Genomic DNA, 12,805 nt, shown 5'->3' on the forward strand with positions numbered 1-12,805 from the left:
ACCGCGCCGACTCCGACTCCGCCCTCGACCCCGCCCCCGCCCCCGCCCTCGGCAACGGTGCCCAGGACGAGCAGCCGGGTCGAAAGGCCGCGCTTCCCGCTAGCGCAGGTGGGACGTGTCGTTGAGCAGGCGTACGGAGGCGTTGCCGTCCCCGTAGTAGGCGACCGTGGAGATCGAGGCCGCCGACAGCTCCATCCTGAACAGCGCCTCGGGCGGGGCTCCCAGGGCGAGCCGGACGAGCGTCTTGATCGGGGTCACATGGGTGACGAGCAGGACCGTGCGGCCCGCGTACCGGGCGACGATCCGGTCCCGGACGGCCGCGACCCGCTCGGCGACCTCCGTGAAGCTCTCGCCGCCGCCGGTCGGGGCGGTGTCCGGGGAGGCCAGCCAGGCGGTGAGGTCGTCGGCGTACCGCTCCCGCACCTCCCCGAAGGTCAGGCCCTCCCATGCGCCGAAGTCCGCCTCGCGCAGGCCCTCGTCGATCCGGACGTCCAGGCCGAGGCGGCCGGCGACAGCCTCGGCGGTCTCACGGCAGCGGCGCAGCGGGGAGCTGACGATCTCCTGGACGGCGCCCAGGGCGGCGAAGTGCTCGGCGGCCCGCTCGGCCTGGCCGCGACCGGTGGCGGAGAGTTCGGGGTCGGTGCCGCCGCTGCCGGAGAACCGCTTCTCGGGCGTGAGGGCGGTCTCGCCGTGCCGGAGCAGGAAGAGCGTGGCGGGCGCGCCCAGGTCGGGGGCCGAACCCCAGCCGGTCTGCGGGGCCCCGGTCTTCTCCGGCGCGGTTCCGGCCGGCTGCCCGGGGGTCGGTGCGGGGGCCGATGCGGCGGGGACCGTCGCGTCCGGCACCCCGGGCTCCGGAACCGGGAAGAGCGTGTCGGCCGCCGGGGCAGCCGCGCCGCGTGCCGCCGCGAGGGCCGCACGGGCCTTGGCGGCGCCCGCGGCCTGGTCGCCGGGCGGGCCCTGGACGGGCGGCGGGGTGCTCACGGGGCGGGCCGGGGCGTCCAGGGCGGCCGTCGAGGCCGAGGCCTCCCACTGCCTGCCGTCGCGGCCCGCGTCCATCGCCTCGTTGGCGAGCCGGTCCGCGTGCTTGTTCTGCGCGCGCGGGATCCACTCGTACGTCACGCGGGACGGCGGCAGCACCGCGGCGGCGCGGGCCGCCAGCGGCTTCATGTCGGGGTGCTTGATCTTCCAGCGCCCCGACATCTGCTCGACCACCAGCTTGGAGTCCATCCGGACGTGGACCCACAGCGCGTCCCCCGCGTCCGGGAACAGTGCCTTCGCGGCCGTCAGACCGGCGATCAGGCCCCGGTACTCGGCGACGTTGTTCGTCGCGACGCCGATGTACTCGGCGGCCTCGGCGAGGGGTTCGCCGGTGGCCGGGTCGAGAACGACCGCACCGTAACCGGCGGGCCCCGGATTGCCCCGGGATCCGCCGTCGGCCTCGACCACCACCTGGCGCGCGGCGCTCATTACAGACCCGACTCCGAGGTACGGACCAGGATCCGGTGGCAGTTCTCGCAGCGCAGGACCGTCTCGGGGGAGGCGGCGCGCACATCGCCGAGTTCGGCCATGTTCAGCTCCAGCCGGCAGCCCTCGCAGCGGCGCTGGTAGAGGCGGGCGGCGCCGACCCCGCCCTGCTGGGCACGGAGCTTGTCGTACAGCTTCAGCAGGTCGGCGGGGATGACCTCGGCGACGACCTGGCGGTCCTTGGTCACCGCGGCGGCCTCGGCGTCCAGCTCGGCGGTCGCGGCGTCACGGCGGGCGGTGGCGTCGTCGACCTTGGCCTGGACGGCGGCGACCCGCTCGGTCAGCTCGGCGACCCGCTCCTGGGCACCCTCGCGGCGCTCCATGATCTCCAGGACGATGTCCTCCAGGTCCCCCTGGCGCTTGGCGAGCGAGACGATCTCGCGCTGGAGGCTCTCCAGGTCCTTGGGCGAGGAGACCGCGCCGGAGTCCAGGCGCTGCTGGTCGCGGACGGCGCGCTGGCGCACCTGGTCGACGTCCTGCTCGGCCTTGGTCTGCTCGCGGGTGGTGTCGCTCTCCTCGGTGGTGGAGGCGACCAGCAGGCTACGCAGCTGGGCGAGGTCGCTGCTGAGCTGCTCGATCTCGGCGTGCTCCGGCAGCGAGGTGCGCTTGTGGGAGAGCTGGGCGAGACGGAGGTCGAGGGCCTGGACGTCGAGAAGTCGGATCTGGTCGGCGGGCGCGGCGTTCAGTTGGGGGCTCCAGAGGAATGGTGGGTGGTCCAGGGGTCGGTGACCTGCTTCGAGACATGGACCCGCAGGTCCCATCCGTGGCGGTCGGAAAGCGCGTCGAGCTGGGCGGCGGCCTGCTCGCACCAGGGCCATTCGGTGGCCCAGTGCGCGGCGTCGACAAGGCCGAGCGGCGAGTGCCGCACGGCCTCGGACGCCGGGTGGTGGCGCAGGTCCGCGGTGAGGAAGGCGTCGACGCCCGCGGCACGCACGGCCTCGAAGAGGCTGTCGCCGGAGCCTCCGCTGACGGCGACGGTGCGCACGAGCGCCTCCGGGTCGCCGGCCAGCCGGATGCCCTGGGCGGTGGCGGGGAGCCGGGCGGCGGCCCGGGCGGCGAAGGCGGCCAGGGTCTCGGGGTGGTCCAGCTCGCAGATCCGGCCGAGTCCGCGCCGGCCCTCGGGGTCGGTGGGGTCGGGGACGAGGGGCCCGGTGATCCGCAGGTCGAGGGCGCCGGCCAGGGCGTCGGAGACTCCGGGGTCCGCGGTGTCGGCGTTGGTGTGCGCGACGTGGAGCGCGATGTCGTGCTTGATGAGGGTGTGGACGACCCGGCCCTTGAAGGTGTCGGCGGCGACCGTCGTCGTCCCGCGCAGATAGAGGGGGTGGTGGGTGACGATCAGCTGGGCGCCGAGCTCACGGGCCTCGTCGACGATCTCGTGGACCGGGTCGACGGCGAACAGCACCCGGTCGGTCTCCGTGTCCGGATCGCCGCAGACCGTCCCGACCGCGTCCCATCCCTCGGCCCGCTCGGGGGGCCAGAGGGCGTCGAGGGCGGCGATGACTTCAGACAGACGGGGCACGGGGGAAAGGCTACCTGTCCGGGGTGGTCCGTCGCCCCTGGCCGCCGGACCTGTACGCCAGGACCGGCGGCCGGACACGAATCGTTACTTCACCGCGCCGGCACGGTGACGGTTCACCTCACCGCGCCGGCACGGTGACGGTCCGCTTCACCGCGCCGGCACGGTGACGGTTCACTTCACCAGGTCGGCGCGGAGGTCGTCGAGGACCAGGCCGGCCGAGGTGACGCCGAGGCCCAGGTACCAGGTCTCGTCGGAGACGTCCTTGGCCCGTCCCTCCTTGACCGCCTTCAGGTTCTTCCACAGCGGGTTGGACCGGGCGGTGTCGCGCTGGGTGGCCTTCGCGTCGCCGTAGACGCCGGTGAAGATCCAGTCGGCGTCCGCCTCGTCGATCCTCTCCGGGCCGATCTCGGCGGCGAGGTCGTTGATCTGCTGGTTCTTGGGACGCGGCAGACCGACGTCTTCGAGGATCGTGCCGATGAACGAGGCCTTGGCGTAGAGACGGAGACGGTCGGGCATGTAGCGGACCATCGAGACGGTCGGCTTGTCGGGGCCGATGTCCTCGCCGAGCTTTCGCGCCTTCTCCTCGTACGCGGCGAGCGCCGACCCGGCCTGCTTCGTGCGGTCCAGCGCCTCGGCGTTGAGGAGGTAGTTCTCCTTCCAGGTGAAGCCCGGACGGATGGAGAACACGGTGGGGGCGATCTTGGACAGCTCGTCGTACTTGTCCGCGGCGCGGAGCTGGCTGCCGAGGATCAGGTCGGGCTGGAGGCCCGCGATGGCTTCGAGGTTGAGGCTGTTGATCGTGCCGACGCTCTTCGGCTCGCCCGCGCCCTTCTCCAGGTAGGAGGGGATGGCCGCGTCGCCCTCGCTGGGGGCGTAGCCGACCGGCTTCAGCCCCAGCGACACCACGTTGTCGAACTCGCCGACGTCCAGCACGACCACGCGCTCGGGCGCGGCCTTGATCTCGGTCCTGCCCATGGCGTGGGTGACCGTACGGGGGAACTCGCCGGCCCCGGCGTCGGTGCCGTACGCCGCGGTCTCCTTCGCCGCGTCCGCGAAGTCCTTGCCGCCGGTGGCGACGGCGGCCTTCTTGCCACCGCCCGCGTCGGACTTCGCCGCGTCGCCGTCCCCGCCGTCACCGCCCCCGCAGGCCGACAGGGAGAGGGCGGCCGCCACGGCCAGGGCGACTGCGGCGGTACCGCGGGGTCGAGGGGACATCACTTGCTCCAGATGGTCCGCGTACGTGCGTGGGGGGCACGGGCTCTTGGTAAGGGTCGCCTCACCTTAGACACGGCCACCTTCACCAGCACACCCGCCCCCGCCACCTCAGGAGAATCCGGGCATCACCACCCTTATGTATGAAGAGAGGTGGCTCGTGTTGTTCGGCTGGAAGTGCGAAAACTAACTTTCGTAGCCGGAGGTGACGAGTCCATGACTGCCTGTGCCATCGGGGGTGGTTCCGCCGGGGCCGCCGCGACGGCGGAACCCGAAGCGGAATCCCGAACGGATTCCGGAACGGAACGCGGACCGAAGGGGCCCGGGGCGGAATCCGGCCCGGAGGAGTACGGAGCGGAACGCGGGCCGAAGGGGCCCGGCGGCTTCACGCTCACCGCGGACGGGGCCTACGCCGCCCGGCTCACCGCGGCTCCCGGCCCGCCGGGCGAGCGCGCCTGGTATCCGGAGCGGTGGACGCTGGACGGGCCCGAGCCGTACGCGGTGTCCCTCCCGCTCGACCAGCCCGAGGAGCCGGACGCCCAGGTGGCGCCGCTCGCCGACGGGCGGGTGCTGATCCTGCGACGGGTGGCGGACCGCCAGATGTTCTCGCTGCTCTACCCGACGGGACCCGGGACCGGCGAACTCCTGCTGGGCGCGGTCGAGTGCGCGGAGATGACCCTGGTGCCGCCGTCGCCGGACGGCCGGTGCGTCTACGCCCTGTCGGTCGGCGAACACCACTCGTCGCTCTGGCTGGTGGCGGGTGGAGCGTTCGGGCCCGAGGAGGTCGCGCGGATTCCCGGGCGCTGTTCGGGCGGGGCCTGGCTGGACCGGGCGGGCCGGATGCTGGCGCTGGACCGGCAGGCGCCGGGCGGTGGACCGGTCAAGGCGGTCGCCGTCGACCTGGGGCGGGAGGCCGAGGTGACGCCGCTGCTCCAGATCGCGCCGGGCAGCGACGACCGACTGCTGCTCGCGGACGCCGACAGCGGGCTGCTGCTGCTCCGCTCGGACGCCCCTGGCCACGACCGGCTCGGCTGGGGGGTGCTGGGGAGCGCCCTGCCGGTCAGGTTCCCGGAGTGCCTGCGCCTCACGGACGTGGCGGTGACGCCGTTCGCGGTGCAGCCGGGCCAGATGCTGATGCCGGAGAGCTGCGCGGTGGCGCTGCGGATCGACAGGGCCACGGGCGGTATCGACGGGGCCGCGGACAGTTGGGTGGGGGTCTGGCGTCCGGCGGCACGTCGGCTGCACCAGTTCGCCGCCCCGCTGGGCTGGGCGCCGGGGGCCGGGTACTGGAACCGGGACGGGGTGCTGCGTCTCCCGTACGCGAACGGGGCGACATCCTGCGGCGTGGCGATGCTGGACGCGCCGCAGGACGTGGAACCCTCTTCCCTGACCGGCCGTCCGAGCGGCGGGGAAGGCGGAACGGAACCGTCCGCCGCCGTCGCCGCTCCCGCCCCGTGCAAGCCCGTTCCGTTGGGGCAGGCGCCTCTGCACCGAGCCGCTCGATCCGACTAAACTCAGAGCCCTGGGCTGCGCGGCCGTATCGGGCGGGTACCGACGGTGACCACGTCGGATGGCGGCGGCGGGGCTTGCGGCACACGTAGGCGCGACACAAGTAAGCGATAACAACGGGGTGACTTCCCACATGTCCGAAGCGCGGACCGACACGAACCAGCAGCGCCCGACGGGGGCGGACGATGGCACCGAAACCGGCGGTTCCGGAAGGCACCGGGGGGATGCGTCGGCAAAGAACACGTCGGTGCAGCCGCACGGTCGCCACCGCCGGCCCGCCGACGAGGAATCCAGGGCGGCCTGAGGGCCGCTCGGCAGGCGCAGGAAGGAGGGCCCGGACCGGCGGACAGCCGGCCGGGCCCTTCCGCGTGCGGACCTCCGCCGCTACCGCCGTTTCACCGCCGCTTCAGTCCGAGGACTTCGGCGGCGGCGAAGGTCTCGTTCCGGGGCCGGTCCGCGTAGTACGGGGTGAGCAGCGCGTCCAGTTCCGCGAAGGTGAAGGTCTCCTTCGTCGCATCGAACTGGGCGGCCACCCGCGGCCGTTCGACGACGGCGACCATCCCTCCGTGGACGACGAGCAGCTGCCCGTTGACCCCGGCCGCCGCCGGTGAGGCGAGATAGCCGACGAGCGGGGACACGTGCTCGGGGGCCAGCGGGTCGAGGGTCCCGTCCGCCGGTTCCTGGAAGCCCGCGAACACGTCCTCGGTCATCCGGGTCCGGGCGCGCGGGCAGATGGCGTTGGCGGTGACGCCGTACTTGGCGAGGGCGAGCGCGGTGGAGGTGGTGAGGCCGACGATGCCGCCCTTGGCCGCCGCGTAGTTGGGCTGGCCCGCCGAGCCCGCGAGGAACGCCTCCGAGGAGGTGTTGACGATCCGCCCGTAGACCGGCCCGCCGGTCTCCTTGGAGCGGGCGCGCCAGTGCGCGGCGGCGAAGTGCGTGGTGTTGAAGTGGCCCTTGAGGTGGACGCGGATCACCGAGTCCCATTCCTCCTCGGTCATCGAGAAGACCATCCGGTCGCGCAGGATGCCGGCGTTGTTGACCAGGATGTCGAGCCGGCCGTAGGTGGCGGTCGCCAACGCGACCAGCGCGCGGGCCTGTTCGTGGTCGGAGACGTCGCCGAGGTGGGCGACGGCCTGCCCGCCGGCCGCGCGGATCTCGGCGGCGACCTCCTCGGCGGGGGCTGCGGACGCTTCGCCGGAGCCGTCGCGGCCGGGCTGCCCGTAGTCGTTGACGACGACGGCCGCGCCCAGGCGTGCCAGTTCGAGGGCTTCGGCCCGGCCGAGGCCGCGGCCCGCGCCGGTGACGATCGCGGACAGTCCGTCCAGCGGAAGGGGAAGTGACATCGGATTCCTCAACGTCGTTGGTCGGGAGCCGGGTTCAGAGCTCGATGCAGGTGCGCAGCGACTCGCCCGTGCGCATCTGGTCCAGGGCGTCGTTGATCCCGTCCAGCCGGACCCGGTGGGTGATCATCGACTCCAGGTCGATGCGGCCCGCCCGCCAGAGCGCGATGGCCCGCTCGTAGGAGCGCAGGACGTCCCCGCCGCCGTACATGGAGGGCAGGATGCGCTTCTCGTCGAAGAACAGCTCGAACATGTTGACCTGGAAGTTGTCGTCCATGGCCCCGGCCCCGACGACGCACAGGGTGCCGCCGCGGCGGGTGTTCTCGTAGGCGGTGCGGGCGGTGGCGGACTTGCCTACGACCTCGAAGACGTAGTCGAAGCCCTCGCCGCCGGTGATCCGCTGCTTGGCGTCGGCCAGCCCGTCGGGGGCGACGGCCTCCGTCGCGCCGAAGCGCAGAGCGGCCTCACGGCGTGAGGCGACCGGGTCGACGGCGATGATCTGGGCCGCGCCCCGGACACGGGCGCCCTGGATCGCGGAGACGCCGACGCCGCCGCAGCCGATCACCGCGACCGACGAACCGGCCTCCACCTGCGCCGTGTTGATGGCCGCGCCGAGGCCGGTGGTGACCCCGCAGCCGATCAGGGCGGCGATCTCGAACGGTACGTCGTCGGGGATCGGCACCGCGCAGCTCGCACCGACGACGGCCTCCTCGGTGAAGGTGCCGGTGCCCGCGAAGCCGAAGACGTCGCCGCCGGGTCGCTTGAAGTTCGGGGTGCCCGCGTTCATGAAACCGGCGAGGCACAGGTGGGTCTGACCTCGTTTGCAGGACGGGCAGTCCCCGCAGGCGGGCAGCCAGCAGACGAGGACCCGGTCGCCGGCGTTCAGCCCGGTCACCCCGTCCCCGACGTCGACGACCTCGCCCGCGCCCTCGTGGCCGGGGATGAAGGGGGCGGGCTGCGGGAGAACGCCGCTCATCGCGGAGACATCCGAGTGGCAGAGGCCGGTGGCGCGGATGCGGAGCTTGACCTTTCCGGGGCCGAAGCCCACCGCCTCGACGTCGTCGAGGACTTCGAGCTTCTCCTGGCCTATCTCGTGCAGTACGGCTGCGCGCATGGGTACGGCTCCCCTCACATCGTCATCTACATCTGGGTTCTGCTGTGCTCAGGAGTGCTCGACGAGCGTGTCGGCGAGGACCGGCGCGTCGTCCCGCTCGGCGGCGGCGACCGTCACCTGGACACGGCCATCCCCGGTCCACATCCGGATACGGAGGGTCTCGCCGGGGAAGACCACGCCGACGAAACGGGTGCGATAGGCGGTGATCCGGGAGACATCACCGTCCAGCAGGGTGTCGGCGACGGCCTTCAACGTCATGCCGTACGTGCACAGCCCGTGCAGGATCGGCCGGTCGAAGCCGGCCAGCTTCGCGAAGGCGGGGTCGGCGTGGAGCGGGTTCCAGTCCCCCGAGAGGCGGTAGAGCAGCGCCTGGTCCTCGCGGACGGGCCGCTCGACCGTGCGGTCGGGGGCCCGCTCCGGCGGGGCGAGCCGGTCGGAGGGGCCGCGTTCGCCGCCGAAACCACCCTCGCCCCGTACGAAGATCTGGGCGTCGTTGGTCCACAGCGGCCCGTCGGCGTCGCCCGCCTCGGTACGCAGCACGATGACGGCGGCCTTGCCCTTGTCGTACACCGCCGCGACCTTCGAGGTCTGCACGGCGCTGCCGGTCACCGGAATCGGGCGGTGGACGGTGACGGACTGTCCGCCGTGCAGGACCGCGGCGAGGTCCACGTCGATCCCCTGCGCCCCCATAGCGCCGAAGGCGGACGTGCCCGCGCCCGCGACGGTGGCGAAGCTCGGCAGCACCTGGAGCCGGGACTCCAGGGTGTAGCGCAGTTCGTCGGGGTCGGTGGCGGGGCTGCCCGCGCCGATACCCAGATGGTAGAGCTGGACGTCCTTGTGGCCCCAGCCGATCTCGGCTCGGCGGGGTTCGGCGGCGAGTGCCGCCCGGGCATCAATGGGCATGACGGAGCAGCTCCTTGATGGTCCTTGGTGGTCTGGCCCTTGGTGGTCTGGCCCTTGGTGGTCCTTGATGGCGGGAAGACCTCGGCGCGGCCGTCCGCACCGCCGGCCGCACCGAGGTCGCGCGGTGACCGGCAGGGCACGCCCCTTCTAGAACGCGTTCTAGCCGATGGCCCATGTATAACGCAGGCCACGGAAGTTGGGAAGACCGCTGACGTATCGTCAGATCGATGTCATGGAGCTCGTAGTGGCGCCCGTCATGGCGCCCATGGTGGAGCCCGTGTCAGCCCGCGGTCGGGGCCTCGACCGGGAGGTCCGCCGGAGGGCGGGGCCTGCGATGGTTCGGCAGCCAGATCAGCATCACGACCGCCCCGGCCAGCAGGACCCCGCTCGCCGTGCGGAAGGCCAGCGCGTATCCGGCGGTGACCTCGACCGCGTCGCCGGAACCCGCGGTGCGCGCGGCGGCGACCGTGGAGAGCACCGAGAGGCCCAGCGCACCGCCCATGGTGCGGGAGGTGTTGACCAGGCCGGAGACGAGTCCGGCGTCGCCCGGGTCCGCGCCGGAGGTGGCGAGGGTGGCGAGCGGGGTAGAGGCGAGACCGGCCCCGGCCATCATCAGGACGCCGGGCAGACAGATCGCGGTGAGGTAGGAGCCCTCCACGCCCATCGTGGACTGCCAGCCGAAGCCCGCGGCCGTGATCAGGACCCCGGCGACGGCGAGGCTCTTCGCCCCGGTGCGCACCATGAGGCGGGGGGCCAGCTTGGAGCCGATGATGACGGCGGCCGAGGTCGGCATCAGCGCGAGACCGGCCTGCAACGGCGTGTAGCCCAGGACGTTCTGGGCGTACACGGTCATGAAGTACCACATGGAGAAGGTCGCCGAACCCATGAGCAGCATCGACACATTGGCCGAGGAGACGGCCCGTACCGAGAACACGCGCAGCGGGATCAGCGGGACGGCGGTCCGCGCCTCGACCAGCACGAAGGCGGCCAGCAGCACGACTCCGGAGAGCAGCGGCACGAGGGTGGCGGCGGCCACCCAGCCCTCGGCCTCGGTCTGGACGATGCCGTACGCGACGGCGGCGAGGCCCGCGGTGACCAGGACCGCGCCCAGGAAGTCGATGCGGCGGCGGTCGCCCGCGCGGCCCTCGGTGATCCGCAGGGCGGCGGCGAGCAGGACGAGGGCGCCGATGGGCACGTTGATCAGAAGCACCCAGCGCCAGGAGAGGGCGTCGGTGAGACCCCCGCCGATGAGCCCGCCGGCCGCGCCGCCACCGGCGCCGACCGCCATCCAGGTGCCGATCGCCTTCGTCCGGGCCGGCCCTTCGGGCACCGCCGCGGTGAGAATGGTGAGGGTGGCGGGAGCCAGGACGGCGGCCCCGAGGCCCTGTACGGCGCGGGCGGCGAGGAGCTGCCAGCCCTCCTGGGCGAGGCCGCCCGCGAGCGAGGCGGCGGTGAAGACGCCGAGCCCGACGAGGAACATCAGCTTGCGCCCGTAGATGTCGGCGGCCCGCCCGCCCAGGAGCATGAACCCGGCGAACGCGATCGAGTAGGCGTTGACGACCCACTGGAGGCCCCCCGCGCTCAGCCCCAGGTCGGCCCGCATGGAGGGCAGGGCCACGTTGACGACGGAGACGTCGAGGACGACGAGGAACTGGCCGGTACAGGCGGCGAGCACGACGGCCCAGGTGCTGGGACGTATTCGGGAAGTGGCAGGCGGAGCGGAGACGGGCGCGGAGACGTCAGGCATGGAGGTCATGGTCCCAGGCGGCGAGCGGCCCGTACATCGGGTATCGGGAGCCCTATCCCGGACACCGACCGTCGGCGTGGCACATCCCCCATATCGCCACATACGCCCCCCATAGTGGTGCGCTATGAGTACGGAGAACGCCCACGTGCCCCCTGGCCAGTCTCCCCCCGGCACCGCGGATTCCGGTGCGGATCCCGGGATGGATCCCGGGATGGACTCCTCACCCGACCGGGTGGTGGTGACGATCGGGGTGCTGGGCGTCATCGGGATCGTCCTGTGGGCGGCCTTGGGCAAGGACACCTTCGAGAGCGCGTCGGACGCGGCCCTGCCCTGGGTGCTCGACAACTTCGCGTGGCTCTTCGTCATCGCCGCCGATGTCTTCCTGGTGCTGTGCCTCCTGCTGGCCTTCAGCCGTTACGGCCGGATCCGGCTCAGCAGGGACGACTCCCCTCCGGAGTTCTCGAACTTCTCGTGGATCGCCATGATGTTCAGCGCCGGCATGGGCATCGGGCTGATCTTCTACGGCGTCGGGGAGCCCGTCGCGCACTATCTGAGCCCGCCGCCCTCCAGCGGGGCCGAGCCGCAGACGGCGGGTGCCGCGAGCGCCGCCATGGAGTACTCCTTCTTCCACTGGACCCTGACTCCGTGGGCGATCTACGGGATCGTGGGCCTGGCGCTGGGCTACGCGAGCTTCCGCAAGGGCCGGGGCAACCGGTTGAGCGCCGTGTTCGTGCCCCTCCTCGGCAAACGCAGGGCCAACGGCGTCCTCGGCAGGGTCCTGGACCTGCTCGCCGTCTTCGCCACGGTCTTCGGCACCGCGACGAGCCTGGGACTCGGCGCTCTGCAGATCGCCATCGGGCTCGACCTGACGGCGGGCCTCGACCAGAGCACCGGCGTCGAGTTGGTGATCATCGCCGTGCTCAGCGCGGCTTTCGTGGTCTCCGCCTTCACCGGCCTGCACGGCGGGGTGAAATGGCTCAGCTCGATCAACCTCGTCGTCGCCGCGGCCCTCATGGTCTTCGTCTTCGTCGCGGGTCCGACCGTCTACCTCCTGGACGTGCTGCCGTCCTCGGTCGGCGGCTATCTGGACCAGCTCCTCCCGATGGCCTCGCGCACCGGCGCCTTCGGCGACGAGAGCTGGCTGGGCACCTGGACGATCTTCTACTGGGCCTGGTGGCTGTCCTGGGCCCCCTTCGTCGGCACCTTCATCGCGCGGATCTCCAAGGGCCGCACGATCCGCGAGTTCCTCCTCGCCGTGCTGCTCGTGCCGAGCGGGGCGACCGCCCTGTGGTTCGTGGTGCTCGGCGGTACCGGGATCCGCCTGGCCGAGACGGGCGTCGTCGACATGGCCGAGAAGGCGAAGGAGGGGACGGAGGCGACGCTGTTCGCGATGCTCGACGCCCTGCCGGTCAGCACGGTGACGGCCTGGGTCGCGATGATCCTGATCATGATGTACTTCGTCACCAGCGCGGACTCCGCCTCCCTGGTCATGGGTTCGCTGACCAGCAGGGGCGCCCTGCACCCGCGGCGCTGGCTCGTCGTCACCTGGGGGCTCCTCATGGCGGCGGTCGCGGCGGCGCTGTTGGTGGCCGGCGGGCTGGGGTCCCTCCAGAGCGCGACGATCCTGGTGGCCCTGCCCTTCGTCGTGGTGATGCTCTTCCTCTGCTGGTCACTGCTGCGGGAGCTGCGCACGGATCCCGGCGCCGGCCCGGGGCGCAGCGAGGGCCTGCACGGGATGCGGGACGCGGTGCGCGTCATGGTCGGCGAGGAGCTGGGCAACCGGCCGGCGGCCCGCCACCGCCAGCTGCGTCGCGCGGCCGAGGCCCGCACGACGAACGCCGAGGGCGACCAGGAGGGGGAGAGCCACCACCACGACGAGGACGGGCCCCCCGGGCGGGACAGCTGACGCGCGGCGCGGGGACGGACGCGGCGACCGG

At 72.6% G+C, this 12,805-nt stretch carries 10 protein-coding genes; 2 read left to right on the plus strand and 8 right to left on the minus strand.

Going from position 1 to position 12,805, the window contains the following annotated elements; all coding sequences use genetic code 11:
* Positions 1–99: 99 nt before the first annotated feature.
* The 4 genes from ACZ60Q_RS01940 to ACZ60Q_RS01955 form a co-directional block, all read right to left on the minus strand.
* Positions 100–1,467 (minus strand): bifunctional RNase H/acid phosphatase, encoded by a 1,368-nt coding sequence (locus ACZ60Q_RS01940; RefSeq protein WP_469626934.1) that lies wholly within the window; start codon positions 1,465–1,467, stop codon positions 100–102.
* A complete protein-coding gene (locus tag ACZ60Q_RS01945; RefSeq protein ID WP_469627976.1) occupies positions 1,467–2,210 on the minus strand; it encodes a zinc ribbon domain-containing protein in 744 nt (247 codons plus the stop codon). Before ACZ60Q_RS01945 ends, ACZ60Q_RS01940 begins: the two co-directional genes overlap by 1 nt.
* The gene (locus ACZ60Q_RS01950) at positions 2,207–3,043 is read right to left on the minus strand and encodes a Nif3-like dinuclear metal center hexameric protein (protein ID WP_469626937.1); all 837 of its coding nucleotides are present in this window, start codon (positions 3,041–3,043) and stop codon (positions 2,207–2,209) included. The genes ACZ60Q_RS01945 and ACZ60Q_RS01950 overlap by 4 nt, the downstream gene beginning before the upstream one ends.
* Positions 3,044–3,214: 171 nt before the next feature.
* The gene (locus ACZ60Q_RS01955; RefSeq protein ID WP_469626940.1) at positions 3,215–4,258 is read right to left on the minus strand and encodes an ABC transporter substrate-binding protein; all 1,044 of its coding nucleotides are present in this window, start codon (positions 4,256–4,258) and stop codon (positions 3,215–3,217) included.
* 213 nt (positions 4,259–4,471) lie between these two features.
* Here ACZ60Q_RS01955 and ACZ60Q_RS01960 point away from each other — a divergent pair, with 213 nt between their 5' ends.
* Positions 4,472–5,767, plus strand: a complete 1,296-nt coding sequence (locus ACZ60Q_RS01960; protein WP_469626942.1) for a hypothetical protein — start codon at positions 4,472–4,474, stop codon at positions 5,765–5,767.
* Between the two features lie 392 nt (positions 5,768–6,159).
* On the opposite strand, the gene ACZ60Q_RS01965 is transcribed toward ACZ60Q_RS01960, so the two are convergent.
* The 4 genes from ACZ60Q_RS01965 to ACZ60Q_RS01980 all read right to left on the minus strand — a co-directional run bounded on the left by ACZ60Q_RS01965 (position 6,160) and on the right by ACZ60Q_RS01980 (position 10,877).
* Positions 6,160–7,107 (minus strand): 3-oxoacyl-ACP reductase, encoded by a 948-nt coding sequence (locus tag ACZ60Q_RS01965; protein ID WP_469626945.1) that lies wholly within the window; start codon positions 7,105–7,107, stop codon positions 6,160–6,162.
* Positions 7,108–7,141: 34 nt separating this feature from the next.
* Positions 7,142–8,218 (minus strand): Zn-dependent alcohol dehydrogenase, encoded by a 1,077-nt coding sequence (locus tag ACZ60Q_RS01970; protein WP_469626948.1) that lies wholly within the window; start codon positions 8,216–8,218, stop codon positions 7,142–7,144.
* A 48-nt stretch (positions 8,219–8,266) separates the two neighbouring features.
* Entirely contained in the window at positions 8,267–9,121 is an 855-nt protein-coding gene (locus tag ACZ60Q_RS01975) for a MaoC/PaaZ C-terminal domain-containing protein (protein WP_469626950.1), read from the minus strand.
* A 280-nt stretch (positions 9,122–9,401) separates the two neighbouring features.
* Positions 9,402–10,877, minus strand: coding sequence for an MFS transporter (locus tag ACZ60Q_RS01980; protein WP_469626952.1), 1,476 nt, complete (start codon positions 10,875–10,877; stop codon positions 9,402–9,404).
* Positions 10,878–10,992: 115 nt separating this feature from the next.
* On the opposite strand from ACZ60Q_RS01980, the gene ACZ60Q_RS01985 reads away from it, so the two are divergent.
* Positions 10,993–12,774, plus strand: coding sequence for a BCCT family transporter (locus ACZ60Q_RS01985; protein WP_469626954.1), 1,782 nt, complete (start codon positions 10,993–10,995; stop codon positions 12,772–12,774).
* Positions 12,775–12,805: the final 31 nt, after the last annotated feature.

Source organism: Streptomyces sp. NPDC104313 (genome assembly GCF_055583985.1).